Raw genomic sequence first — 24,405 nt, forward strand, 5'->3', positions numbered from 1 at the left:
TCATCTATGAAAATAGACGGGCAATTTGTGCCACGGTCAACCCGTCCCAATGCGTAACAAACAAATCCCCTTCCCGGCGCAGTCTTGCCTCGTTGGCGGCATTCTTTTCATCGAACACACCCACAAATTTCATGCCCGCTTTGCGCACCGCGTCAAGCGTGCCATAGCTGTCCTCAAAAACGGCGCATTCGGAGGGTAAAACACCCATGGCTTTGGCACACAATTCATAAATCCAGGGATCGCGCTTATTCATACGCAATTCATCGGCATAGAATACGGGGTTGAGAAGGAAAGAAAGCTGCAGATGCTCCAAAGCCGCCTCGGCCAGATCGCGCATGCAGGTGGTGGCCACCGATAAACGAATATCGGCCGCCTTAAGCGCCCGGATAAAGTTGCTGGCGCCCTCCTTCTCCACCACCTCTTCGGCGTATTGGCGGCGTGCTTCTTCGCACCATGCCGTCTGGATCTCCTCGGGACTTTCGGCGAGGCCATACAGCGTTTTCACATAGTTTGAAGATTCAGTGAAGGTCATACCCGCCACCTCATTCATGAGACCGGGCTCGAGTGCAAACCCCTTTCCCCTAAGAAAGTTTGGCAGAACATGATCCCACACCGTCATAGAATCCAAGACCGTGCCATCCAAGTCAAAGATCGCGCCCCGAAAAGCCATGGCCGTTCTCCCTAAAGACTGTTCGTGCACGCCAGCAGTCTTTCAGCGGCGGCCCGCGGGTCCTTGGCACACATCAAAGCGGACACCACGGCCACGCCGTCGATATCTGTACCGTAGAGCTTATCAATATTCTTTTCACTGATGCCGCCGATTCCCACCATGGGAATGGGCACCGCAGCATGAATAGCGGTGAGCATGGCAATGCTGTCCTTAATATTCACCGCATCCTTCTTGGTACTGGTGGGAAACACCGCTCCCACGCCCAGATAGTCCGCCCCATCGTTGTAGGCGATAACCGCCTCCGCCACGGTGGACGCGGAAACCCCCACCAGTTTCTCCGGTCCCATCAGCCGGCGCACCACCGCGGCCGGAAGGTCGCTTTGCCCCACATGAACGCCCGCCGCATCCACAGCAAGGGCGATATCCAGCCGGTCGTTGATGATAAGAGGCACATGATAGCGATCCGTAAGCGACTTCATCTTCAATGCCGTTTGATAAAAGGCCAGGGACCCCAGATCCTTTTCCCGAAGCTGGACCATGGTCACGCCGCCCTGCAGTGCCCTTTCCACCTGGCTGAACAGATTTTCCCGGGGGCACAGCTCGCTGTCCGTGACCAAATATAGAGCGTAGTTATACGGTATCCTCATAGACTTTCCCTCTTTCCAGAAGCGTTGAGGCATCCATGGCAAAGATGGCGTCGAATAGTTTTTGCTGGAAGGTGCCCACGCCCGCGCCCAGAGTCATGACGGCTTCATAGGCCATCTCCCCCGCGATACCCATGGCTGCGGTCGCTCCAATGGCGGCGGCAAGATAGCCCTCCTTGCCGGCAGCGGCGGCATAAGCCGCCGTCATGGTGCTCAGCATGCAGCCGGTGCCGGTGACATAGGCCATCATGGAATGCCCGTTTTCAATATGATACACCCTCCGGCCGTCGGAGACAAGATCCTTCACGCCGGTGGCAACCACCACAGCGTTCAAATCCTTGGCGATATCCCGCAGCATTTTGGCCGAGGTTCCAATCCCCGCGCTGTCCTCGGCGGCCGCATCCACCCCCTTGGTGGAAGCGGCAAGTCCGCCCAAGGTACGGACTTCCGACATATTGCCCCGAATAATATCCGGTTTTACTTCCTTTAAAATCCTCTCCGCTGTGCGGTTGCGCAAGGAGGTAGCTCCCGCGCCCACCGGGTCGAAGATTACCGGCGTGCCCAGGGACTTCGCTTTTTTGCCCGCAAGCACCATGGCTTCCACGTTGTCCACCGTGCCGATATTGAGCACCAGCGCCTTGGCAAAGGACGCCACCTCCTCCACCTCCGCAACGTTTTGCGCCATGATGGGGGAAGCTCCGCAAGCGAGTACGATGTTCGCACAGCCGTTGACCGTCACATAATTGGTGATGCAATGCACGATGGGCTTGAGACCAGGGATGGCCTGAAGTATCCGGCCAGCGTTCTGCAGCATGATCCTATCCTTATCCATCCTTTATGCCTCCCAGCCCATTTTCTGATAGAGTTCGTAAAAATGGTGGGTGGGGCCCACGCCCTTACCCAGCTCGATACCGTGCTCGATGCCAATGGTTACGTAAGCCTTAGCCGCCCGCACCGCTTCCTCCATGGAAAAACCTTTGGCCAGATTGGCGGCAATGGCGGAGGAAAGGGTGCAGCCCGTTCCATGGGTGTTCTTGGTGTCAATCCGTTTGCCGGGGAAGGTGGTAAAAAGTTCGCCGTCGTAAAGCACGTCGGAGGGCTCCCCTGCGAGATGCCCACCCTTGATAAGAACATATCTGGCTCCCATGGCCTTGATCCTTTTTGCCGCCTCCTCCACGTCCTCCCGGGTCACAATTCTCATGTCGGCGATGATCTCCGCTTCAGGGATATTGGGTGTGATCACATAGGCCAGAGGTACCAGCTCCTCAGCCAGTGTACGCACTGCCTCCGGCTTTAAAAGATCATAGCCGCTTTTGGAGACCATCACCGGGTCAAGTACAATTTTTTCCGGTTTATATTTGCGAAGACGTTCCGCGATCACCCGGATGCTGTCCGCATTGGACACCATGCCGATCTTCACACCGTCCACTTCGATGTCGGTGAAGATGGCGTCGATCTCAGCGCCAATGATCTCGGGATCGATGTCCTGCACGGCAAAAACACCTTTTGTATTCTGCGCGGTCACCGCCGCGATCACGCTCATGGCATAGCAGCCGTTGGCGGAAAAGGTTTTGATATCCGCCTGAATGCCCGCGCCGCCGCAGCTATCCGAGCCTGCGATGGTTAGAAGTTTTTTCATAAGCCATTCCTCCATTGAAATGCGCAAGAACGCCGGTGCGGTCCAGCGCAAAATAGATCAGTACCGCAAGAATCGCTCCGCCCAGGGAGCTGATGCCAAAGGGAATCACATAACCGAACAATGCGGCCGACGTGTTGTGCATAATCAGCAGCGCAATGGGATAGCAAAGGATGGCGCCGATGATGCCTGTACCCACGATCTCCCCGATAAAGGCCGACCACACCTTGCGGAATTTCATAAACATGAGCCCCGCCAGGAATGCCCCCACCATGCTGCCCGGGAAGGCGAGAAGCGTGCCCGTACCCATGAGGTTGCGCAGCAACGAAATGACAAACGCATTGCCAAGTGCGTACCAGGGTCCAAGAAGCATGGCGGAGAGCACGTTCACCAAGTGCTGAATGGGAAAACACTTGGAAAATCCAACGGGAATGGCAAAGGTGGAGCAGACCACGCCAATGGCGATGAGAACCGCCGCCAAGGTCAGTTTTTTTACATTTACTTTATCCATTCTCAAAATTCCTTCTCCCCTTCCAGCGCCCGGCGCATGGTCCGCATGGCGCACATTTCACCGCACATGGTGCAGGTGTCCTCATGTTCGGGCGGCGAACTCTCCCGATAAGCTCTCGGTTTTTCCGGATCGATGGCTTCGGCGAACATGGCCTTCCAATCGATGTTGCGCCGGGCCTCGCTCATGCGGTGATCCCACTGCGCGGCGCCGGGAATCCCCTTTGCGATATCTCCCGCATGGGCGGCAATTTTTGCGGCCACGATCCCCTCTTTCATGTCGTGCAGGTCGGGAAGCCTCAAGTGCTCCGCCGGCGTCACATAGCACAGGAAATCGGCGCCGTTTGCCGCCGCCACCGCTCCGCCAATGGCGGCCGTAATGTGGTCGTAGCCCGGCGCCACATCGGTGACCAGCGGGCCCAGTACATAGAAGGGCGCGCCATGGCAAAGGCGCTTTTCCAGCAGCATATTGGCGGCAATCTGATCGATGGGCATATGCCCTGGCCCCTCCACCATAACCTGTACGTTGTGCGCCCAGGCCCGCAGGGTGAGCTCGCCCAGCTCCATGAGCTCGCCGATCTGACAAGCGTCACTGGCATCCTCAATGCAGCCCGGCCGCATGGCATCCCCCAGGCTCAAGGTCACATCGTACTTCTCCGCGATATCCAGCACCTCGTCAAAGTATTCATAGAAAGGATTCTCATTGCCGGTGGAAATCATCCAGGCAAAGATCAGCGATCCGCCCCGGGATACGATGTTGGTCAGGCGCCGATTGGCCTTGAAACGCTCCACGGTTCTGCGGTTGAGGCCCGCGTGGATGGTCATGAAGTCCACGCCGTCCTCGGCATGGGCCCGAAAGACTTCCAGAAACTCCCGCGGCTCAATGTGAGAAAGACCCTTTTCCAAAAAGCCCACCGCATCGTACATGGGTACCGTACCAATGGGCACGGGGCACTCGGCCAAAAGCTTCCTGCGGAAGGTTTTGGTCTTGCCAAAACAGCTGAGGTCCATAATGGCGTCGCCGCCCATCTCGATGGCTTTGCGGTATTTCGCGATCTCGTCGTCCATGGAGGACGCGTCCTTGCTGATGCCAAGATTCACGTTGATTTTGGTGGACATCCTCTCGCCCACGGCACAGCCCTTGATGTTCGTATGGTTGCGGTTGGCGGGAATGGCCACTTTTCCCCTCGCCACAAGGTCTATCAACTGATCCAGGCCTATGTGTTCCCGTTCAGCCACATCCCGCATCTGCCGGGTCACGATACCTTTTTTTGCCGCGTCCATCTGCGTCGTGTATTCCATATTGCCCCACTCCTTTGTATAAAAAAATCGTCTGCCGATTTCGGCAGACGATGACGATTCCGATCACTACCTACGCCGGCATTACCCGTATCAGGTTCGTGGGTCGGGATCATGCAATCCCCTCTCAGCCAGATCCAGTCCAGCTCCCCAGTGCTTTTTCATGATTATCATACAGTCCCTTGACGGACTTGTCAATCAGTGATAAAAGATTTTTACCCGGCCTTTACCATAGGTGTGGTAGATTTGGCCCTCTCTGTCCAGCGTCTCCAGGGGTTCAGCCCTGCCCTCCGCAAGCTCCGCCGTGAGCGCCAAAAGATCCTCAATATAGGAAGCATCGATGGGCAGTTTGTTATGGGCGGCATACACCACATCATAACTGTCTTTGAGCTCATCCAGCCTTTCCAGGCTCTGCTCAAAAGCCTCGAGGCTGGCTCCCGGCAGGAACAGGTATACAGGCCCTTCCTGCAGGGTGTCCCCGGAAAAGAGAATACGGTGCTCCACATCCAGCAGCGCGATGCTGCCCGGCGTATGTCCCGGTATCTCAATTACGCGAAGGGTCCTGCCCCCGATGTCCAGCTCGTCCCCGTCCCGGAGGGCCACAAGGTCAAAGATCTCACCCGGCTTCGTATCAGTAATTTCTCGAAGAGCGTTAAAATCGGCGCCATTCGCCATGATGAGTTCAAATTGGGCATCCGCACCGCAGTGGTCCCGGTGTGCGTGAGTATTGATCACCGTCACCGGACGGTCCGTGATCTCGCGCACCAGCTGGGCGAGGTCGCCGCCGCCAAAGCCGGTATCGATGAGAACGGCGCCTTCCGTACCCTCCACCAGAAACATCCTGACATGCTTTTCCGAGATCATATGAACGCCTTCCTGCAGCTTTTCCACCGTGTAACAGGCCATGACTATCCCTCCTTGCAAAATGGTCCGCAGTTCTGCTACTATTATAGCATAGGTAAAATTGAAAGGGGATAGCGAAATGACAGCTTGGAGCCTATGGAGTCTTCTATCGGGCATTCTCATGCTCATTCTGGGACTTTTCTGTGCCTTCAGCCCCGAGTCGGCGCTGATGACCCTGGTGATTTGGATTGCACTGGTGTTCATTGTGGTGGGTGCCGTGGGAATATGGCGCTATACACGGGACTACGAGCGCAAATGGTACACCCTGATTCCTCCCATTTTGGACGTTATTTTCGGTGTGGTGCTGCTCACCAACAATCTTCTGCCCTATCTCACCTTGGCTTTGCTGCCCATCATGATGGCCTGCTGGGCTTTGATCAAAGGCATCAGCCAGATTATCTCCGCTTTTAGGTTTAAGGACGTGTTCCGGGCCTGGTGGCTGCCCTTGATCATGGGCGCCGTCTCCGTTGTCTTTGCCATTATCCTGTTCCTCAATCCCCTGGAGAGCATGGTAACCTTGACGGTGGTCCTCGGCATCTATTTCGCCATTGCGGGAATCATGGATATTCTGTCGGCCTTCCGCCAATAATCATTTCTTAAATAACGGGTATTCGCTGGAATACCCGTTATTTTTATGTCTTTATGCGATCTTTATTTTCCTAATCCTTCCTTAATCCCACCCTAATTCTATTCATGCTAGACTTGGTCCATCAAAGAACAAGGGAGGGAGCCATCGTGCAGATCGTGATCGCAATTATCGGCGTGATCTCCGTATGGGTGCTCGCGTATTTGGGATACGTGCTTCTGAAAGGGGATGATGCCGCATGAGCGCAGTTTTGCAGTATGGGCTGTATTTGATCATTCTGGTCGTCTTGGCCATACCCCTTGGCAAATATATGGGGAAGGTCATGAACGGCGAAAAGGTCTTTCTATCCAGGGTGCTCGTCCCCTGCGAAAACTTTGTCTATCGGATTCTGCGTGTGGATAAGGACGAACAAATGAGCTGGAAGAGGTATGCGGGCAGCATCCTCATTTTCAGCGGGATCAGCCTTATCGTGTTCATACTGATCCAGATGGGCCAAAACCTTTTGCCGCTGAATCCTGAAAAGCTCCCGGGCAGTTCCTGGCACCTATCCTTCAACACTGCCGTGAGCTTCGTGACCAACACCAACTGGCAGGCCTATTCTGGTGAAAGTACGCTCAGCTACTTCACTCAGATGTTCTGCCTGACGGTGCAGAACTTCCTTTCCCCGGCCGTGGGCATCGCGGTGATGTTTGCGCTCATCCGCGGTTTCATTCAAACGAAAAAAACCGGCCTTGGAAGCTTCTGGGTGGATATGACCCGCATCGTCATGTACATTCTGATTCCCCTGTGTTTCCTCATCTCCATTGGGCTCATCTCCCAGGGTGTGATTCAAAACTTCAGCGGCTACGAGACCGTTTCTCTGGTGGAGCCCATCACCACGGAGGACGGCACGGTGGTCACCGAACAGGTGGTGCCCATGGGCCCCGCAGCCAGCCAGACCGCCATCAAGCAGGCCGGAACCAACGGAGGCGGTTTCATGGGTGTGAACTCTGCCCATCCTCTGGAGAATCCCACCCCCTTTTCCAACCTTTTGGAGATGGTATCACTTTTGCTCATCCCCGTGGCCTGCTGCTTCACCTTCGGGCGAAACGTCAAGGATAAACGGCAGGGCCGGGCGCTGTTTTTGGCCATGTTTATCGTGCTTGTCCTGGCCCTTGCCGGCGTAGCCATCAGTGAACAGGCTGGAACGCCTCAGCTGTCGCAAAACGGCGTGGTGGACCTGGGAACCGTGGATCAGGCCGGCGGCAATATGGAGGGAAAAGAGGTGCGCTTTGGCATCGCTACCTCCGCCACTTGGGCCACCTTCACCACTGCCGCCTCCAACGGCTCGGTAAACTCCATGCACGACAGTTACACGCCGCTTGGCGGCATGATTCCCATGCTGCTCATGATGCTGGGCGAAGTGATCTTCGGCGGCACAGGCTGCGGACTTTACGGCATGATCGGTTTTGCTATCCTGACCGTGTTCATCGCCGGGCTCATGGTGGGCCGGACGCCGGAGTATCTGGGCAAAAAGATCGAGCCCTATGAGATGCGGATGGCCGTTCTCGTTTGTCTAGCAACCCCCATTGCCATCCTTGTCGGCAGCGGTATCGCCGCGCTTTTGCCCAGCACAGCGGACAGCCTCAACAACCCCGGCGCCCATGGCCTCTCGGAGGTGCTCTATGCTTATGCCTCCTGCGGCGGCAACAATGGATCGGCCTTTGCCGGATTTAATGCCAATACGCCTTTTTTAAACGTGTCGCTGGGCCTTGTGATGCTGTTCGTACGATTCGTTCCGCTGGTTTCCACGCTGGCCATCGCCGGAAGCCTGGCCAAGAAGAAGAAGGTGGCCGTCAGCGCCGGTACGCTCTCCACTACCAACGCGATGTTCATCTTCCTTTTGATCTTCGTCGTGCTGTTGGTGGGTGCCCTCAGCTTCCTGCCCGCACTGGCCCTTGGACCCATCGCCGAATACTTCCAAATGATTGTGTAATAAAGGGGTGATTTATCGTGGCAACCAAGACCAAAAGCGCCCTTGCCGACCGAAAAATGGTCGCTCGGGCCATCCGCGACGCTTTCAAAAAGCTGTCGCCAAAGACCCAGATTCAAAACCCCGTTATGTTCCTGGTGTATATTTCAGCTATCCTGACAACGGGTCTATTCCTTCTGTCGCTCTTTGGCATTCAGGATGCGGGCACCGGCTTTACGCTGGGCATCGCCGTCATCCTGTGGTTCACCGTACTGTTTGCCAATTTTGCCGAAGCCATTGCTGAAGGCCGGGGCAAGGCCCAGGCGGACGCTCTTCGCGCCGCCAAAAAGGATGTGGAGGCTCATAAGCTCAGCGATCCCATGGATCATGAGAATTTCACCGTAGTTCCTTCCGCATCCCTTGGCAGAGGCGATATCGTCTTCGTGAAGGCCGGGGAGCAGATTCCCGCCGACGGCGAGATCATTGACGGCGCCGCTTCGGTGGACGAAAGTGCCATCACCGGCGAATCCGCCCCCGTCATTCGGGAAAGCGGCGGCGATCGCAGTGCCGTTACCGGCGGCACCACCGTCCTCTCCGATTGGATCGTGGTTAGGGTGACCAGCGACGCGGGAGAAAGCTTTCTTGACAAGATGATCGCCATGGTGGAAGGCGCTTCCCGCAAAAAGACACCCAATGAAATCGCTCTGCAGATTCTTCTGGTTGCGCTGTCCATCATCTTCGTGCTCGTCACCGTCTCCCTTTATGCTTACTCGGTCTTTTCTGCCGAACAGGCTTCCATGGAGAATCCGACTTCCGTGACATCCCTGGTGGCGCTGCTTATCTGTCTTGCACCCACCACCATTGGCGCACTGCTCTCCGCCATCGGGATTGCCGGCATGAGCCGGCTCAACCAGGCCAATGTGCTGGCCATGAGCGGCCGTGCCATCGAGGCGGCCGGCGATGTTGATGTACTCATGCTCGATAAAACCGGCACTATAACGCTTGGCAACCGCCAGGCCAGCCGCTTCATACCGGTGGACGGTGTCTCCGCCGAGGAACTGGCCGATGCTGCGCAGCTTTCCTCCCTGGCCGACGAGACACCCGAGGGCCGAAGTGTGGTCGTCCTCGCCAAGGAGCAGTTCGGGCTCCGCGGCCGAAGCATCCATGACAAAAACATGCACTTTGTACCCTTCACCGCGGTCACTCGCATGAGCGGCGTGGACTATGAGGGCACGGAGATCCGCAAGGGCGCGGCCGATGCGGTGCGGCAGTATGTGGAGGGAAAAGGCGGCACCTTCAGCCAGGAATGCCAAAGCACCGTGGACTCCATCTCCCGTCAGGGCGGAACACCGCTGGTGGTGGCGAAAAATCATAGGGTGCTGGGGGTTATTCAGCTCAAGGACATCATCAAACAAGGTGTTAAAGAGAAGTTTGCCGATCTTCGGAAGATGGGCATCCGCACCATCATGATCACCGGCGACAACCCCCTCACCGCTGCTGCCATCGCTGCCGAGGCTGGTGTGGATGATTTTCTGGCCGAGGCTACGCCGGAGAGCAAGCTTGGCATGATCCGTGACTTCCAGGCCAAGGGCCATCTGGTGGCCATGACCGGCGATGGAACCAATGATGCGCCGGCCCTTGCTCAGGCCGATGTGGCCGTGGCCATGAACAGCGGCACCCAGGCTGCCAAGGAAGCAGGCAATATGGTGGATCTGGACTCTTCGCCCACCAAGCTGATCGATATCGTGCGTATTGGAAAGCAGCTCCTCATGACCCGGGGCAGTTTGACCACCTTCTCCATCGCCAATGATATCGCCAAGTACTTCGCTATCATCCCGGCACTGTTCATGGGGCTCTATCCCGGTCTGTCCGCTCTCAACATCATGAACCTGCACAGTGCGGAAAGCGCCATCTTCTCGGCAATCATCTATAACGCCCTGATCATCATTGCGCTTATTCCTTTGGCGCTCAAGGGCGTCAAATACCGGGAGGTATCCGCGGGACGGCTGCTCAAACGCAACCTTCTCATCTATGGCCTGGGCGGAATCATCATCCCCTTTATTGCCATTAAACTGATCGATCTTGTCATTGTGGGACTTGGCATCCTGTGATTGGAGGGTAACCGATGAAAACACTGAAAAAACTTTTCCCAAGGGCCGCCCTGTTTCTTCTCATCTTTTCGCTCCTGTGCGGCGGTATCTACACGTTGGCCGTTACCGGCGTGGGCCAGCTTCTTTTCCCCTATCAGGCCAACGGCAGCATCATTGAGGTGGACGGCAGAAAATACGGCAGCGCGCTTTTGGGCCAACAGTTCACCGATGAAAAGCACATGTGGGGCCGCATCATGAACGTGGACACGGAAACCTTCACCGATGAGGCGGGAAATCCCGTCATGTATGCCTGGGCATCCAATCTCAGCCCCGCCAGTGAGGAGTACGATGCACTCATTGCCAAGCGAGTGGCCATGATCAAAGAGGCTCATCCCGGGCAGGATCTCACCAAGGTGCCTGTGGATCTTGTAACCTGCTCGGGCAGCGGCCTTGATCCCCACATCTCGGTTGCGGCAGCTGAATACCAGATCTCCCGTATCGCCGCAAACACCGGCAAACCGGAAGATGAAATCCGCGCAATTGTGGACAGATACACCGAGGGCCGATTCCTGGGAATCTTTGGTGAACCCCGGGTCAATGTCCTTAAGGTCAATCTGGCCTTGGATGGAATTTTATCATGAAAAACCTCAATCTGTATCAGAAGCGGCTTGTGCGCACGGAGCACATGCCGCTTCTGCAAAAATTTGAAACCTCTCCCGCTTTGCTTTTGTTTCGGTGGATTTATGACCTCAGCTGCACCTTTGACACCAAACCCTCCATCTACGGAATGGACGGGGATCGAATGCTGGCCATCGTCTTTCCCGATGCGGCCTTTGACTGCGAGGATTTTTTCGCGGATTACGGCGATGTGATGGCCTGCCTGTCCCAGCATTGGACCGTCAAGGTCTATGGCACCGCACCCGGTCCCGAAACGGCGGAGCTTCAGGCCAAGCTGGCCCGAGACGGCATCGTCTCAACTTGGCGCTGCGTTTCCGGCAGGGATTTCAACCGCTGTTTGGATCTTTACATCAAACTGGAGACCTCCGGCAATCCCGAATGGGCGTTCTTTAAGGAGGCTCTCGAAGGCATTGATGGAACAAAAAGTTTCGTGGCTGTTTCCCGGTGTTATGAACGTCTCCTGCAAAGGACGGGTATCCCCTCCGCGGACGGCGCAAGATACTGCTATATTCCACTCAGCGGGGAATCGGACACCGCCGAACAGCTCCACTGCCTGACGATGGAGCAAAAAGCTGAGCTATGGAGGACGTTTCTCAGCGACGGCGTATCCTCCATGGAGTTTGAGTGGCTGTGGGACGCCTACCTTGATGGCTCTGTCCGAAGTCTTCTCGAATGGGAGCTGGCCCTCGAGGGCGTTTTGTGCGAACTTCAATTTACCGTGAGCCATGATGCCCATAGTTTTCACGTGATCGATCCTGCGGGATCTCCCATCCGTCTTGACTATATCCATGGCACAGCTGCAGAAAAGATGTTCCTTAAAATTCTCTTCCCTGTGAACTTAGAGAATCTTTAGATTCTTTATGGAATCTTAATGCAGGGGCTGAAATCCCAACAGTTTTTACACTTCATCCCGTGATATACTATTAAAAAATGGTTAAGAGGATGACCGCTATGGAAACGCGCAGACCCGATCCTGACGCTTTGCTGCATAAGGTAATCCAAGAAGATGACCAAATCATACACAGGGCTGGTCATCTTAAAATCTTCTTTGGATACGCTGCAGGCGTGGGAAAGACCTATTCCATGCTCGAGGCCGCCCATGCGGCCAAGGATGCGGGAATTGACGTGGTGGCGGGGTATATTGAGCCCCACACCCGACCGGAAACGCTGAAGCTTTTAGACGGCCTCGAACAGCTTTCACCCTTGGACGTGAAGTATAAGGGCATCACCCTAAGGGAGTTTGATCTGGACGCCGCCTTAGAGCGCCATCCTCAGCTCATCCTGGTGGATGAACTGGCCCACAGCAATGCTGAGGGCTGTCGTCATCGCAAGCGATATCAGGATATCGAGGAACTATTGAAGGCGGGCATCGATGTGTACACCACCATCAATGTGCAGCACATTGAAAGTCTGAACGACGTGGTAGCTTCCATCACCGGCGTGATCGTCCGGGAGCGAGTCCCCGATCGGGTATTTGATCAGGCGGACCAAGTCGAGCTGGTGGATATCGAACCGGAGGAACTGATCAAGCGGCTGGACCGCGGAAAAATCTATCGCACCGAGCAGGCCCGGCAGGCACTGGCCCACTTTTTCGTGCCCAAAAATCTGGTCGCCCTGCGGGAGATCGCTCTGCGCCGCACCGCCGATCGGGTAAGCCGCCGAGCTGAGGAGGATGCGAAGATCGATCGGCAGCGTTTCGCCGCCGAGGAGCACATTATGATCTGCCTTTCCGCCTCCCCTTCCAATGCCAACGTGATTCGCACGGCCGCAAGGATGGCCGACGCCTTCCACGGTGCCTTTACTGCTCTTTTTGTAGAAACTTCGGGCGATATCACCGAGGATGCGCAAAAAAACCTTCGGGAAAACCTCCATCTTGCTGAGCAGCTGGGTGCCAAGGTGGCAACCGTCTATGGCGATGATATTCCCATGCAGATCGCCGAGTATGCTCAGGTCAGCGGTGTCACCAAGGTAGTGCTGGGTCGCTCCAACAACAGGCGCCGGATGTTCTCCACCAAAAAAAATTTTGTGGACCGGCTCACGGTGTTGGCGCCGGAGCTGGATATCTACATCATTCCAGACAGCCGTCCTCCCTATGCACCGGCTCAGCGCTCCTTCAAGGGTCTGGCCTTTCAGTTTTCCTGGGCCGATGTTGGCAAAATGATTGCCATCCTTGTGATGACTTCCCTCGTGTGCGTGCTCTTTGACCGGTTCGGTTTCAGTGAGGCCAACATCATCACCATCTACATTCTGGGTGTGCTGTTCATCTCCATGTGTACAAAGGGCGTACTCTATGGCCTCATTGCCTCCCTGGTGAACGTTTTTATCTTCAACTTTCTTTTTACCGATCCAAGGTTTACTTTGCAGGCCTACGATTCCGGTTATCCCATCACCTTTTTGGTGATGTTTGCAGCCGCTCTTGTGACCAGCACGCTCACCATGCGTGTCAAATCCCAGGCTCATCGTCAAGCGCTTAAGGCCTGGCGCACTGAGGTTCTACTGGAAACCAGCCAAAAGCTGCAACGAGCCAAGGATGTGGAGAACATTCTGTCGGAGGCCGCAGAGCAGCTGAAAAAGCTGTTTGACTGCAGCATTTTATTCTATCCCAGCCTGGATGGCGTTTTGCAGCCTCCCCTCTATTTCCCCAAGGCGGGTGAAGAAGGCAGCAAAGGAATCTATGCCGCCCCGGACGAGCAGGGCGTCGCCCAATGGGTCTTTAAGAACAACAAGCATGCCGGTGCAACCACCAACACCCTGCCGGGCGCCCGATGTCTGTACATGGCCGTCCGCAACCATGATACCGTTTTTGCCGTGGTGGGCATCGCTCTTAATGAGCGGGTTCTTGAAGCTTTTGACCAGAGCCTTCTGGTGGCGCTTCTTGGCGAGTGCGCGCTGGCCCTTGAAAAGGAAAAGGTGGGCCGCGCTAAAAATGAGATTGAGCTCAAGGCCCAGCAGGAACAACTTCGGGCCAATCTTCTACGCACCATCTCCCACGATCTCAGGACGCCTCTGACCAGCATCTCCGGCAACGCCAACATTCTTCTTGGCAACGCTGCCGTACTGGATGAAGCAAAGCGGCGGCGGCTCTATACCGATATCTACGATGATTCCATGTGGCTTATCAATCTGGTGGAGAACCTTTTAGCCGTGACCCGCATCGAGAACGGTTCCATGGATATTCATATGGAACCGGAACTCCTTGGCGAGGTCATTCAGGAAGCGATGGACCATTTGAGCCGCCGCAGGGATGAGCATGAGATTTTCGTGCAGCTGAAGGATGACCTGCTCATGGCCCGCATGGATTCCCGACTCATCATCCAAGTGATCATTAACATCGTAAACAACGCGATCAAGTACACGCCGGCCGGTTCAAAAATTGTCATCCGGGCCTTCGCCAAGGATGGTATGGCCCATGTGGAAATTGCCGACAATGGTCAGGGAATACCGGATGATGCCAAGGCCCGCCTCTTTGATATGTTCTATACGGCAAACAACCATCGGGGCGACGGCAGGCGGGGTCTGGGCCTCGGGCTTTCCCTGTGCAAATCCATCATATCGGCCCACGGCGGCACCATCGGGGTTCGGGACAGCGTTCCCCATGGCGCTCTATTCTATTTCACACTGCAAGCTGAGGAGGTTGATCTTCATGAATAAGCCCAAAATATTGGTTGTGGAGGATGACCGTGCGGTACGCAACCTCATCACCACCACTTTGGAAACGCAAAATTATCAATTCCATACCGCCGCCACCGGATCGGAATCCTTGCTGGAAGCGGTATCCGGCCGGCCCGATGTGATCTTGCTGGATCTTGGTCTTCCCGACATGGACGGCGTCGAGATCATCAAAAAAATCCGTACCTGGTCCAACATGCCCATCATTGTGGTGAGCGCCAGAAGCGAGGATAAGGATAAGATCGATGCCCTGGACGCGGGCGCTGACGACTATTTGACCAAGCCTTTCAGCGTCGATGAACTTTTGGCAAGGCTGCGGGTGGCTTTAAGGCGAAGCCGCTTCGACAGCCAGCAAGCGGGCGAGGCTGCCAGCGTTTTTCATAATGGCGACCTCACCATTGATTACGCGGCGGGCTGCGTATACCGTGAGGGGCAGGAGATCCATCTCACCCCCATTGAATACAAGCTGCTGTGCCTTTTGGCTAAAAATATAGGCAAGGTGCTCACCCACAACTACATCCTCAAGGAGGTATGGGGAAGCGCCTTGCCCACCGACACGCCATCGCTGCGCGTTTTCATGGCAACCCTGCGCAAAAAAATCGAGAAGGTTCCTTCCCAGCCCCAGTACATCCAGACCCATGTGGGGATTGGCTACCGGATGGTGCGCATGGAGGAACGCTAGCGTTCGTCGTTCCAGGCCTCAATTTTGTCCATGACCCGGTTCACATCCTCCACCGCCATATCGTAGACGGCCTGGAGCTTTTCCCGTTCCCGTTCAAAGCGGCCGATCTCAATGGGACGGCTGGGCGCCACTACGATGGCCCGTCCCTCCCTCTCCAGCCGTCTTACCAATTCCTGCTCCTCTCGATACACCTTGTGGCGCCGGTCCAAGACCTCGATCATATGGGGATACTTCCGGAATAGGCGGCTATAGACGTACCGGAATTTCTCCGGCTTTTTCACAAAATCCCGGGAACGGGTGAGCACCACGATCACCTTGTCACATCCATCGTCCAGCGCTTTCCTGACCGGGATAGGGTCGGAAGTGCCGCCGTCCAGGTATTTCCCGCCCCTGTACCGAACCATGGGCGCAAAAATGGGAATGGATGAGGAGGCGCGGATCACCGTGGAATCGTGGTCCAAATGTTCCTTGGTGAAATAGACCGTCTTCCCCGTATCCACATCGGTCACCCCGGTTACAAATTCGCAGGGCGAAGCAAGAAAGGTCTCGTAATCAAAGGGATCCAAATGGTTGGGGATCTCATCAAAGAGAAAATCCATGCCAAAGATGGACTTTGTCTTGAGAAAGCTGGAGATGCCGCCGTAACGTTTATCGTCCAGATAATCCATATCCACACGGTAGGCCCGGCCCTTCTGCCGGGATACATAGGATACACCGTTGCAGGCGCCGGCTGACACCCCAATGACATAGTCCGCTTCAATATCTTCTTCCATCAGGCGGTCCAGCACACCCACCGTGTAGATGCCGCGCATGCCGCCGCCTTCCAATACCAAACCTAATTTCATACCTTTTTCACAACCTTACAGGGATTTCCCGCGGCGAAAACGCCCTCCGGAATATCCCGAGTCACCACGCTGCCCGCACCGATTACGGTGTTGCTGCCGATGTTCACACCGGGGCAGAGAATGGCGCCTCCGCCAATCCAAACATTATCCCCCACAGTGATAGGCTTTGCACTCTCCGGCCCCTGGATGCGCGCTTCAGCGTTCAGCGGATGGGTGGCCGTATAGATCTGCACCTTGGGTCCCAGCATGACGTTATCCCCAAAAACGATGGGCGTCACATCGAGAAATACACAGTCGAAGTTGGCATAGAATTTTTTCCCGGCAATGATGTTATATCCATAGTCGCAGTAGAAGGGCGGTTCAATGTTGGCGTCCTCCCCGGCACGAATGAGTTCACCCAGGATCTTCCTTCGTCTATTGATATCGGTGGAACCCCTGCTGTTCAGCTCCAGCATGAGTTCCCGGCAGCGCACCCGTTCCTTCACCAACACCTCATCGCCGGCCTTATACGCCTGTCCCGCCAGCATCTTTTCCTTCTCCGTCATTTCATGGGGCTCAAAATGAAGCGTATACACCACATGGGGCATGGTCTTACCGTTTACCATTTTGATGATGACCTCTCCCGCCGTCATGCCCAGCATTTCCGCCACATGAATGGACGACCGGTTGTTGGGCCGGATATCAGCCACCAGCTTGGATGCTCCCAGGCTCTCCCTGGCGTATTCCGCCAGAGCCTTTGCTCCTTCCACGGCATACCCGCGGTGCCAGAAGCGTTTTTTGAGGATGTATCCCAGGGAAAGCCCAATCTCGGAACGCACAAGGCCCATCTGGCCCACCATGAAACCATTCTCGTTCCAGGCGCCCCAATAGCCGCAGCCGTCCCGCTCATAACGTTCCAGCTGCCGGTCAATCCACGCTTTCACCTCTTCGTCGCTGAATGGTTTCTCCCAGGCGTACATCACCTCCGGATCCTGGAGCATTTCCGCCATGTCCTTAAAATCCTCCGGGGTCAGGGGTCTTAGGGTAAGCCTCCGTGTTTCGAGCACATTTTTCATTTTCTCTCCCCCTTACTTCATAAGCCCTGGGCTCTTTGCATAGGCATCACCAGGAGATGATGACCATGGATCGCACCCTTCGCAATATGCTGATAACCGGACTCCTCTTGGTGATATTTACGGCATCCACCGGCCTTTTTCCTGCCGAGTCCCCCGTATTTCATCAAGGCGGCGAGAACGAAGCGGACGTCAAGGTGCCGGTGCTGATGTACCACCACCTGCTCAAAAGCGGTGAAAACAAGCGATATAAGGGCAATGAAATCGTGGTCACTGTGGAAAACTTTCAAAAGCAGATGGACTATCTCCATGATAACGGCTATCATACCGTGACCCTCTCGGAACTTTCCCGCTTTTTGTATCATGGCGGCACGCTGCCGGAAAAACCGGTGCTCATCACCTTTGACGATGGCTACTACAGCAACTACCAATACGCGTATCCCATCCTCCGGCAGTATGGCTACACGGCCGTTGTCTTTTTGGTGACCAGCAAGATTACGGACGAACAGGCCCCCTTCGATCCAAACGCCATCACCATGCTCTCCTGGCCGGTCGTGGAAAAAAGCAGAGATGTGTTTGAATATGAGGCGCACACCCATGCGCTCCATGAAATCACCCAAAATGGCCGTTCGAGGCTCACTGACAGCAGTTACGAGGGTGTTCTGAAGGATCTTGGGCAATCGCTGGAGCATCTTGAAAACAAGGCCTTCTCCTATCCTTATGGCTTCTACAACGATACCGTGATCAAGGCGCTTCAGGAAAAAGGGTTTGAACTGGCTTTCACCGTCCGTTCAGGATACGTAAAAAAAGGCAGCGATCCCTATCAGCTGCCTCGTTTCAATATTCGTCCCAACTGCTCTCTTGAGAGCTTCATTGGTATAGTGAACGGTTCCTGGGTCCCTTAGGCCATAATGACATAGAACAGGATGCAGAAGTAATGCAGGATGGCTCCTGCCAGCACGAACAGATGCCAGATGCTGTGCATATATTTGCGTTTCCAGCCGTAAAAGATGATGCCAAGGGTGTAGCAAAGACCGCCGGCGATGAGCAGCACCGAACCCAGGGTTGCCATGTTTTGGATCACCGGTACGATGGCCACCACAATGCACCAGCCGCTTGCAATGTAACAGATCATGGAGAAAACCTTGAACCGCTCAAGGCTGATGGCATTAAAGACGATGCCCAGCAGAGCCGCCGTCCAGACCACCGCAAAGATGGGCCAGCCCCAGCCGCTCTCCCGCAGGAGCACCAGCGTAAGGGGGGTGTAGCTGCCCGCGATAAGAACAAAGATGGACGTATGATCAAAAATTCTGAAGATCCGTTTTGCACCAGGATGAGTGATGGCGTGATACAGCGTGGACATGGTAAAAAGTGTGACCAGACTGAGGCCGTAGATCGCAGCGCTCACAATCTTGTAGGCATCCCTTTGCAGGCAAGCCATCACAATCAGGATAACGCAGCCCGCCAGCGAGATGAGCGCGCCCACGCCGTGAGTCACCGCGTTCATGATCTCTTCGGCCAATGTATAGAAGGGCATTTCCTTGATCGTTTTGCGTTTCGTAGGAATTTCGGTATTCATGGATGCTGCCTCCGAATCTTTTTTTCAGATTATAACCATCTTAAATTAGTATAACACTTATTCCGTCATTTCTGTACGATCAAAGTTTCGAGTAATCACCCTGCAGACGAGGCCAATGATCACCAAAACCACACCGGAAGCCATAAACCAAGTATCAATACCCACCTTTTCCGCCAGGGGCCCGGCAATAAACAGTCCCACCGGCGTGGCAAGGGACATGGCGCTGGTCGCTAAAGACAGCACCCGGCCCAGCTTTTCCGGTGCGACAGTAGCTTGGATATAGGTGATAAAGGGCACGGAAAAAAAGTTGCCCGCCGCGCCCATGAGACAGGACAGCACCGCAAAGAGCCAAAAAGCCGTGGACGGCAGCAGGCCGGACGCACCGATGAAGACTCCCAGGGCGGCAATGGCCAGGGACATCATGAAGAACCGGCGTTTTTCCCCGCCCAGAATTCCGATAAATATGGAAGAAAGAAGCATACCGCCGGCAAAAAGCAGTTCCACCAAACTTGAATGCCAAGCCGTACCGCCGAAATGGCCGTTCACCATCAGAGGAAACAGGGAACCCACCGGCACATAGATGATGCACGCCGCAAGAATGGGCCAGCAAACCCTGAACAACTTGCGGTTGTGCCGCAGGGCCCGCCATCCCTCCGCCAGCTCATGCCACACATGGGGCTTCTCATGGCTTTTAGGCGGATCAGGAATCTTTACCGCTGCCACAGTGGCCACCGCTATGATGGCGCCGATCACATCCACAAGCATCACTGCCGGCAGTTCAAAGGCCGCCATAAGCGCGGCTCCCAAAACCGGCCCAGCCATTAAAGCGCCCGACTGGACAAACTGTCCCCAGCCGCCGGCTTTCATGATCATCTCCGGCGGAACCAGCATGGGAATTGCCGCCTGCATGGCCGGGCCATGAAATACCGATCCAAGAGCGCGCAAAAATAGGATGATGTAAAATACATAGGTGGGCGGCTCCCCCCACAGCAGCAGGACGCCCAATATCCCGCTGGCCAGCGCCACAAAAAGATCGGCATAGATCATCACCTTCTTGCGGCTCATGCGGTCCACCCATACTCCCGCGAATATACCCAGGAGCGCCTGGGGCAAAAGCCCGGCCACCGAGGCCAGCGCCAGCGTATTGGCGGAGCCGGTTTTGATGGTCAAATACCATAGGATTGCAAACTGAACGGCAGCGCTTCCCACGATGGAGAAGGTCTGTCCAATATAGATAACGACAAAGGATCTGAGCCAATGATGATTTCGGGTCACACAGGACCTGCCTTTCTTAGCCGGTCAAAGCCATTTATTTTTCCTGAAATGATAGATGCAGACCGCCACAACGGCAAGGCTGATCACGATAAGTGCCGGATAGGCCCAGGGCTGCCGATACTCCGGCATATCAAAGTTCATGCCATACCAGCCGGCAATGAGGGTGAGCGGCAAACACACAGCGGTGATCACGGTGAAGAGCTTCATCAGCCGGTTGAGGCTGATATCCACCTGGGCCTGGTAGGATTCCCGCACCTGGGTGACATAGTCCCGCAAGGTCATCACTCCATGATAGAGCCGGTTCACACGACCGGTCAGCATTCTGAAATAGCGAAGAGCCCGCTTGTTCACCAGTTCGTTTCCGTTCTCTTCGATCATTTCAGAAATTTCCAGCAGCTGTTCGTAATAACGCTTCAGCGCCATAAGCTTTCTTCGAAGCATCACGATCTCCCGGGTGCAGTCCTGTTTTTCCGATGTCAGCAATGCTTCCTCCAGGTCGGAAATCTCCTGTTCGATATCCTCCAGAAGGGCAGTGTCCCCTGCGGTCAATTGATCAAAATAGGAATAGAACACCCGATCCAAGGTTGGCTCCAGTTCCCCTTTTTTAAGCGCCTCCACGATCCCGTCCGCGATCCGGTCGCCGTCGCATACAAACAGCATGAGCCCCCTGCGATAATAGATGCAGGTACGGTGGTACGGCTTAAAAAGATCATCGCGGTTCGGAATGTTGAGAGCGATAAAATCAAAACCCTCATGACTCTCCATTTTAGAAGGGGTGGCGGCCAGACATTCGCCAACGATCCTGGGATGGATCTCCAAAACATCCGCTATAATTTCCAGCTGATCCCCGCGGGCCACGATCAGGCAGGGCTCTCCCCTTCTCAGGGCCGCCTCTAAACTTTGGTTATCCCGAGCATTTTGAGTGAAAATTTCCATAAGCCATCCCTAACGGTTTTTTCTGGACATGTTCCAGGTGGCCAGTGCGAAGAAGATCACCGCCGTGGCAGCCAAGATGGCCACACTGCCCCAGGGGCCCAGGCTTTCCCCTCCAAAATTGAAGGATACGCCCATCTCCTGTTCAAATTCCTCAACCATGCCGGCCGGAGCACCGGCAAAAGCGGCCTCGATGGGCCTGGCCATCATGACCTGGCGGAACAGTACGCCGGCATGGGAGACCGGAAAAATCTTGATGATGAACTGCACCGCCGAGGGCAGATTTCCAATGGGGATATAAATGCCGGTCACGAAACCGATCATGGTGCCCAGTACCGTACTGGCTGTGGCAAAAGCGTTGACGCTCTTGAAGAAGGATATCAAGAAAAACACCATGGCACTGCTGGCAAACACGGAAAGCAGCATGATCAAAATCACCTGCACAAGCTCAAAAAGGGTGAGGAGCGAGCCGCCGTAGGCCACGACATAGATCTCCGCCAGAACAAGCGCTGCAAGGCTCATGATCATGCCCACCACAAAGGCGCTGGTCACATACCCAAGGACGAGAGAAGTTCTGCGGATGGGTGCGGTGGTGAAGTCCCGCATGATGTTCTTCGCCCGGTCCTCCACCATGATGCCAAAGGCGCCCATGGTGGTGGTAATGGCGGTCACGGCCAGCATACCCGCCATGATCCAGTTATCCAGCATGTGCACCGCGTCATCCCCCATGCCTTCAAACCCGGTCATGATGGTGTCCCGAAGGAATAGGACATACAGTCCGATAATGATAAATACCGCCAGCAGGGAGAAGAAAACCGAACTCTTATCCCGAAAAAAGACCTTAAGATTTCTCTTCAGCAAGCTCCAAACGATCATGCTTTTTCCTCCTCTTCGCCGGTGATGGCGATAAACGCGTCGTCCATGCTTCCGCAAACCACCTCGAAGATGGCAATATGGGGTTTAAGGGCGTCCAGCAATGCAATGGCGTCGGTGGTCTGTTCCAGCTGCACCGATATTACGCCGTTGTGTTCCTCATAGGCCCTATTCTGTGCTGTGAGCGTCTCCACCACCCCCTCCCGGTTGGAGGGCTGAATGAACAGATGATCGGAGCTGTAGGCTTCCCTGAGCTCGGCAGGGGTGCCGGTCGCCTTGAGCTTTCCGTCCACGATCACCGCCACGTAATCCGCTTTGGCCGCCTCCTCCATATAATGGGTGGTGAGAAAAACCGTCATCCCCTCCGTCTGCTGGAGGTTTCGGATGGTGTTCCAAACGCTTTGCCGCGTTTTGGGGTCAAGGCCTGTGGTGGGCTCGTCCAAAAACAGAATCTCCGGCGTGTTCACCAAAGCCCGGGCGATATCCACCCGCCTGCGCTGACCGCCGGACAGCTTGCCGTAAGGCCGATTCAGAATGGATTCCACCTCGGCGGCCTTGCTGGCCCGATTTACCGCCTCCCGCAGCGCTTTGCCTCCAAGACCATAGAAGCTGCCCCGGGTCACAAGATTTTCCCGCACGGTGAGCAGGGGGTCCAGCACGCTCTCCTGAAAAACCACGCCAATCTTTCGGCGGATGCTGTCATCCTCCCGGCCAAGCGCATGTCCGCTCACCAATATGCTGCCGCCGTCCGGTTTCAGCAGTGTGCAGATCATATTGATGGTGGTGGATTTTCCCGCACCGTTGGGCCCGAGAAAAGCGAAAAGATGGCCCTTCTGTACGTAAAAATCGATGCCTTTTACCGCCTCCACGGTGCCAAAACTTTTTTTGAGGCCCTCCACCTCAATGATCTTTTTCATAGGTCACCTCCAAGAGATTATTGCTGATAGACCTTTCTGCCTTCCTTGTAGGTTGCAACAACGGGTATATCCGCCAGTTCCATGGGCTCGGCTGTCAGCGGATTTTTCCCAAGAACAACGAGATCGGCCAGTTTGCCCGCCTTGATGCTGCCCTTCTCGTTCTCTTCAAAATATTGATAGGCGGCGTTTCGTGTAACGGCCATGAGCGCGTCGTAAACCGATATCCGCTCCCCTTCGCCCAGCACCGTTCCGCCCTTCGTGAGCCGATTCACAGCGCACCATACGGTTTTCATCATGTCCGGCGGCACCACCGGTGTATCCTGATGGAAGGTATAGACGACGCCATCCTGAAGGGCCGTCTTGACGGGACTGATCCGGTTCGCCCGGGCCTCCCCGAGGTTCACGCGATGCACATCGCCCCAAAAATAAGTGTGGGCCACAAAAAAGGAGGCGATTATGGGAAGCTCTGCCATGATCTTCAACTGATCCGGCCGCACCGTCTGCGCGTGAATCATCACCGGCCGGATAGCTTTGGGACACTTTTGCAGCGCCCGTTCCATAGCGTCAATGTACTGCTGGGCCGCCGCATCCCCGTTGCAATGAACGAGAAGCTGCCGCTCCTCCCTGAGCGCTGTTTCGATCATGGTTCGGACCTCATCGTCCCCATGGATGGGATAGCCGCGATAGCCATCCTCCCCGTTGGCATAGGGTTCGGACATCCAGGCCGTGCGGCCCTGGGGTGAACCATCCAAAAACATCTTATATCCGCCAAGACGCAGGCGGTGGACATAGTTTTGATATTGGGGGTTGCCGCGCAGAATATCAGCTTCCTCCAAGTCCACATAGCCCACCACATCCAAAATGAGGCGCTCTGTCCGTGCGGCCGCCTCCAGGACACGCCACTCCGCCTCCCGAACCAAGCCATCCTGGGCCGTGGTGATGCCATAGCTGAGATACACCCTTTGAGCTTCGTCCAAAAGGGCCAGCGTCTCCTCCATTGTGGGCCGCATAACGCCCGCTGAACGCTGCGTAAAGGCCCGCTCCTCCAGATAGCCGGTGGGCTCGCCCTCCCTTCTGCCGATCACACCGCCCTCAGGATCGGGCGTATCCTTGTCAATCCCAAGCTCCTGAAGACCAAGGCTGTTTACCACCCCCATATGGCCGGAAGCATGTGCGATCAGAACGGGGCAGTCCGGCGAAGCATCGTCCAAATCCCAGCGGGTGGGATGGCGGCCCTCCGCAAGATCATTGTGATCATAGCCAAAACCCACGATCCATTTCCCCGCAGCAACCTTCCGTTCCTTGGCATAGGTGCGAATCCGATCACGGACCTCGTCCAAACTTTCAGCCCCGGCAAGGGAGACAATGCCAAGGGTGGTCGCAAAGGATGTGATGTGGCTGTGGGCGTCAATGAACGCAGGCATAAGGGTTTGGCCCTCAAGATCCACTCTTTCCGCCTTGGGTGCAAAATTAAGCGCTTCCTCCAAGGTCCCCACCCTGGCAATTCTGCCGTCTTCAACCACCACCGCTTCCGGCCGATCCTCCCGTGCCTCCATAGTCAAAATATCGCCATGATAAAAAAGCATACTATCCATCCATTTCACACCTTTCCGCCC

Annotated in this window: 23 protein-coding genes, 1 pseudogene and 1 riboswitch; of the genes and pseudogenes, 8 read left to right on the plus strand and 16 right to left on the minus strand. The window is 55.4% G+C overall.

Annotated features, from left to right (window positions below):
• Positions 1 to 4: 4 nt before the first annotated feature.
• The 7 genes from H8696_RS05600 to H8696_RS05630 all read right to left on the minus strand — a co-directional run bounded on the left by H8696_RS05600 (position 5) and on the right by H8696_RS05630 (position 5,662).
• The gene (locus H8696_RS05600) at positions 5 to 670 is read right to left on the minus strand and encodes an HAD family hydrolase (protein ID WP_249315776.1); all 666 of its coding nucleotides are present in this window, start codon (positions 668 to 670) and stop codon (positions 5 to 7) included.
• Between the two features lie 11 nt (positions 671 to 681).
• Complete coding sequence (thiE, locus tag H8696_RS05605; protein WP_249315778.1) at positions 682 to 1,317, minus strand: thiamine phosphate synthase; 636 nt, start codon at positions 1,315 to 1,317, stop codon at positions 682 to 684.
• Positions 1,301 to 2,146 (minus strand): hydroxyethylthiazole kinase, encoded by an 846-nt coding sequence (gene thiM / locus H8696_RS05610; protein ID WP_249315790.1) that lies wholly within the window; start codon positions 2,144 to 2,146, stop codon positions 1,301 to 1,303. The genes thiE and thiM overlap by 17 nt, the downstream gene beginning before the upstream one ends.
• 3 nt (positions 2,147 to 2,149) lie before the next feature.
• A complete protein-coding gene (gene thiD, locus H8696_RS05615) occupies positions 2,150 to 2,953 on the minus strand; it encodes a bifunctional hydroxymethylpyrimidine kinase/phosphomethylpyrimidine kinase (RefSeq protein WP_249315794.1) in 804 nt (267 codons plus the stop codon).
• Positions 2,919 to 3,461 (minus strand): energy coupling factor transporter S component ThiW, encoded by a 543-nt coding sequence (gene thiW / locus H8696_RS05620; protein ID WP_249315800.1) that lies wholly within the window; start codon positions 3,459 to 3,461, stop codon positions 2,919 to 2,921. The genes thiD and thiW overlap by 35 nt, the downstream gene beginning before the upstream one ends.
• Before the next feature lie 2 nt (positions 3,462 to 3,463).
• Positions 3,464 to 4,759, minus strand: coding sequence for a phosphomethylpyrimidine synthase ThiC (gene thiC / locus H8696_RS05625; RefSeq protein ID WP_249315804.1), 1,296 nt, complete (start codon positions 4,757 to 4,759; stop codon positions 3,464 to 3,466).
• Positions 4,760 to 4,809: 50 nt separating this feature from the next.
• Positions 4,810 to 4,919: riboswitch (TPP riboswitch) on the minus strand.
• A 35-nt stretch (positions 4,920 to 4,954) separates the two neighbouring features.
• The gene (locus tag H8696_RS05630) at positions 4,955 to 5,662 is read right to left on the minus strand and encodes an MBL fold metallo-hydrolase (protein WP_249315808.1); all 708 of its coding nucleotides are present in this window, start codon (positions 5,660 to 5,662) and stop codon (positions 4,955 to 4,957) included.
• 76 nt (positions 5,663 to 5,738) lie between these two features.
• Here H8696_RS05630 and H8696_RS05635 point away from each other — a divergent pair, with 76 nt between their 5' ends.
• The 7 genes from H8696_RS05635 (at position 5,739) to H8696_RS05665 (ending at position 15,315) form a co-directional block, all read left to right on the plus strand.
• Positions 5,739 to 6,248, plus strand: a complete 510-nt coding sequence (locus H8696_RS05635) for an HdeD family acid-resistance protein (RefSeq protein ID WP_249315810.1) — start codon at positions 5,739 to 5,741, stop codon at positions 6,246 to 6,248.
• A gap of 235 nt (positions 6,249 to 6,483) precedes the next feature.
• Positions 6,484 to 8,220 carry a potassium-transporting ATPase subunit KdpA gene (kdpA, locus tag H8696_RS05640; RefSeq protein WP_249315816.1) on the plus strand — a complete coding sequence of 579 codons (1,737 nt, stop codon included), beginning with the start codon at positions 6,484 to 6,486 and terminating at the stop codon, positions 8,218 to 8,220.
• A 17-nt stretch (positions 8,221 to 8,237) separates the two neighbouring features.
• Positions 8,238 to 10,307 (plus strand): potassium-transporting ATPase subunit KdpB, encoded by a 2,070-nt coding sequence (gene kdpB, locus H8696_RS05645; protein WP_330605354.1) that lies wholly within the window; start codon positions 8,238 to 8,240, stop codon positions 10,305 to 10,307.
• 14 nt (positions 10,308 to 10,321) lie between these two features.
• On the plus strand, positions 10,322 to 10,927 hold the full coding sequence (gene kdpC, locus H8696_RS05650) for a potassium-transporting ATPase subunit KdpC (RefSeq protein ID WP_249315817.1): 606 nt from the start codon (positions 10,322 to 10,324) through the stop codon (positions 10,925 to 10,927).
• Positions 10,924 to 11,817 carry a hypothetical protein gene (locus H8696_RS05655; protein WP_249315820.1) on the plus strand — a complete coding sequence of 298 codons (894 nt, stop codon included), beginning with the start codon at positions 10,924 to 10,926 and terminating at the stop codon, positions 11,815 to 11,817. Before kdpC ends, H8696_RS05655 begins: the two co-directional genes overlap by 4 nt.
• Before the next feature lie 98 nt (positions 11,818 to 11,915).
• Positions 11,916 to 14,615 (plus strand): sensor histidine kinase, encoded by a 2,700-nt coding sequence (locus tag H8696_RS05660; RefSeq protein ID WP_249315830.1) that lies wholly within the window; start codon positions 11,916 to 11,918, stop codon positions 14,613 to 14,615.
• Entirely contained in the window at positions 14,608 to 15,315 is a 708-nt protein-coding gene (locus H8696_RS05665; RefSeq protein ID WP_249315832.1) for a response regulator, read from the plus strand. Before H8696_RS05660 ends, H8696_RS05665 begins: the two co-directional genes overlap by 8 nt.
• On the opposite strand, the gene H8696_RS05670 is transcribed toward H8696_RS05665, so the two are convergent.
• The 3 genes and pseudogenes from H8696_RS05670 to H8696_RS11395 all read right to left on the minus strand — a co-directional run.
• Entirely contained in the window at positions 15,312 to 16,160 is an 849-nt protein-coding gene (locus tag H8696_RS05670; RefSeq protein ID WP_249315834.1) for a patatin-like phospholipase family protein, read from the minus strand. The genes H8696_RS05665 and H8696_RS05670 overlap by 4 nt on opposite strands.
• Entirely contained in the window at positions 16,157 to 16,705 is a 549-nt protein-coding gene (locus H8696_RS11390) for a sugar O-acetyltransferase (protein WP_249315989.1), read from the minus strand. Before H8696_RS11390 ends, H8696_RS05670 begins: the two co-directional genes overlap by 4 nt.
• Positions 16,706 to 16,798: 93 nt before the next feature.
• Positions 16,799 to 17,215, minus strand: a pseudogene (locus tag H8696_RS11395) (GNAT family N-acetyltransferase); the annotation flags it as partial.
• A 65-nt stretch (positions 17,216 to 17,280) separates the two neighbouring features.
• Between H8696_RS11395 and H8696_RS05685 the strand changes: the two are divergent.
• Positions 17,281 to 18,117 carry a polysaccharide deacetylase family protein gene (locus tag H8696_RS05685; RefSeq protein WP_249315840.1) on the plus strand — a complete coding sequence of 279 codons (837 nt, stop codon included), beginning with the start codon at positions 17,281 to 17,283 and terminating at the stop codon, positions 18,115 to 18,117.
• Here H8696_RS05685 and trhA read toward each other — a convergent pair.
• From trhA to H8696_RS05715, 6 genes are read right to left on the minus strand one after another with little or no spacing between them, the layout of a single operon-like run.
• Positions 18,114 to 18,791, minus strand: a complete 678-nt coding sequence (trhA, locus tag H8696_RS05690) for a PAQR family membrane homeostasis protein TrhA (RefSeq protein ID WP_249315841.1) — start codon at positions 18,789 to 18,791, stop codon at positions 18,114 to 18,116. The genes H8696_RS05685 and trhA overlap by 4 nt on opposite strands.
• Before the next feature lie 57 nt (positions 18,792 to 18,848).
• A complete protein-coding gene (locus H8696_RS05695) occupies positions 18,849 to 20,066 on the minus strand; it encodes an MFS transporter (RefSeq protein ID WP_249315842.1) in 1,218 nt (405 codons plus the stop codon).
• Between the two features lie 24 nt (positions 20,067 to 20,090).
• Entirely contained in the window at positions 20,091 to 21,002 is a 912-nt protein-coding gene (locus H8696_RS05700) for a magnesium transporter CorA family protein (protein ID WP_249315844.1), read from the minus strand.
• Between the two features lie 9 nt (positions 21,003 to 21,011).
• Complete coding sequence (locus H8696_RS05705) at positions 21,012 to 21,875, minus strand: ABC transporter permease (protein ID WP_249315851.1); 864 nt, start codon at positions 21,873 to 21,875, stop codon at positions 21,012 to 21,014.
• Positions 21,872 to 22,789, minus strand: coding sequence for an ABC transporter ATP-binding protein (locus H8696_RS05710; RefSeq protein WP_249315857.1), 918 nt, complete (start codon positions 22,787 to 22,789; stop codon positions 21,872 to 21,874). Before H8696_RS05710 ends, H8696_RS05705 begins: the two co-directional genes overlap by 4 nt.
• A 17-nt stretch (positions 22,790 to 22,806) precedes the next feature.
• Positions 22,807 to 24,384 (minus strand): amidohydrolase, encoded by a 1,578-nt coding sequence (locus H8696_RS05715; RefSeq protein ID WP_249315990.1) that lies wholly within the window; start codon positions 24,382 to 24,384, stop codon positions 22,807 to 22,809.
• Positions 24,385 to 24,405 lie beyond the last annotated feature (21 nt).

Source organism: Gehongia tenuis (genome assembly GCF_014384795.1).
GTDB lineage: Bacteria > Bacillota > Clostridia > Christensenellales > NSJ-53 > Gehongia > Gehongia tenuis.

What these genes read in the sequence shown, in the direction of transcription:
- H8696_RS05600 (WP_249315776.1), bottom strand. Translation starts at nt 670, where the DNA reads ATGGCTTTTCGGGGCGCGATCTTTGACTTGGATGGCACGGTCTTGGAT.
- thiE (WP_249315778.1), bottom strand. Translation starts at nt 1,317, where the DNA reads ATGAGGATACCGTATAACTACGCTCTATATTTGGTCACGGACAGCGAG.
- thiM (WP_249315790.1), bottom strand. Translation starts at nt 2,146, where the DNA reads ATGGATAAGGATAGGATCATGCTGCAGAACGCTGGCCGGATACTTCAG.
- thiD (WP_249315794.1), bottom strand. Translation starts at nt 2,953, where the DNA reads ATGAAAAAACTTCTAACCATCGCAGGCTCGGATAGCTGCGGCGGCGCG.
- thiW (WP_249315800.1), bottom strand. Translation starts at nt 3,461, where the DNA reads ATGGATAAAGTAAATGTAAAAAAACTGACCTTGGCGGCGGTTCTCATC.
- thiC (WP_249315804.1), bottom strand. Translation starts at nt 4,759, where the DNA reads ATGGAATACACGACGCAGATGGACGCGGCAAAAAAAGGTATCGTGACC.
- H8696_RS05630 (WP_249315808.1), bottom strand. Translation starts at nt 5,662, where the DNA reads ATGGCCTGTTACACGGTGGAAAAGCTGCAGGAAGGCGTTCATATGATC.
- H8696_RS05635 (WP_249315810.1), top strand. Translation starts at nt 5,739, where the DNA reads ATGACAGCTTGGAGCCTATGGAGTCTTCTATCGGGCATTCTCATGCTC.
- kdpA (WP_249315816.1), top strand. Translation starts at nt 6,484, where the DNA reads ATGAGCGCAGTTTTGCAGTATGGGCTGTATTTGATCATTCTGGTCGTC.
- kdpC (WP_249315817.1), top strand. Translation starts at nt 10,322, where the DNA reads ATGAAAACACTGAAAAAACTTTTCCCAAGGGCCGCCCTGTTTCTTCTC.
- H8696_RS05655 (WP_249315820.1), top strand. Translation starts at nt 10,924, where the DNA reads ATGAAAAACCTCAATCTGTATCAGAAGCGGCTTGTGCGCACGGAGCAC.
- H8696_RS05660 (WP_249315830.1), top strand. Translation starts at nt 11,916, where the DNA reads ATGGAAACGCGCAGACCCGATCCTGACGCTTTGCTGCATAAGGTAATC.
- H8696_RS05665 (WP_249315832.1), top strand. Translation starts at nt 14,608, where the DNA reads ATGAATAAGCCCAAAATATTGGTTGTGGAGGATGACCGTGCGGTACGC.
- H8696_RS05670 (WP_249315834.1), bottom strand. Translation starts at nt 16,160, where the DNA reads ATGAAATTAGGTTTGGTATTGGAAGGCGGCGGCATGCGCGGCATCTAC.
- H8696_RS11390 (WP_249315989.1), bottom strand. Translation starts at nt 16,705, where the DNA reads ATGACGGAGAAGGAAAAGATGCTGGCGGGACAGGCGTATAAGGCCGGC.
- H8696_RS05685 (WP_249315840.1), top strand. Translation starts at nt 17,281, where the DNA reads ATGGATCGCACCCTTCGCAATATGCTGATAACCGGACTCCTCTTGGTG.
- trhA (WP_249315841.1), bottom strand. Translation starts at nt 18,791, where the DNA reads ATGAATACCGAAATTCCTACGAAACGCAAAACGATCAAGGAAATGCCC.
- H8696_RS05700 (WP_249315844.1), bottom strand. Translation starts at nt 21,002, where the DNA reads ATGGAAATTTTCACTCAAAATGCTCGGGATAACCAAAGTTTAGAGGCG.
- H8696_RS05705 (WP_249315851.1), bottom strand. Translation starts at nt 21,875, where the DNA reads ATGATCGTTTGGAGCTTGCTGAAGAGAAATCTTAAGGTCTTTTTTCGG.
- H8696_RS05710 (WP_249315857.1), bottom strand. Translation starts at nt 22,789, where the DNA reads ATGAAAAAGATCATTGAGGTGGAGGGCCTCAAAAAAAGTTTTGGCACC.
- H8696_RS05715 (WP_249315990.1), bottom strand. Translation starts at nt 24,384, where the DNA reads ATGGATAGTATGCTTTTTTATCATGGCGATATTTTGACTATGGAGGCA.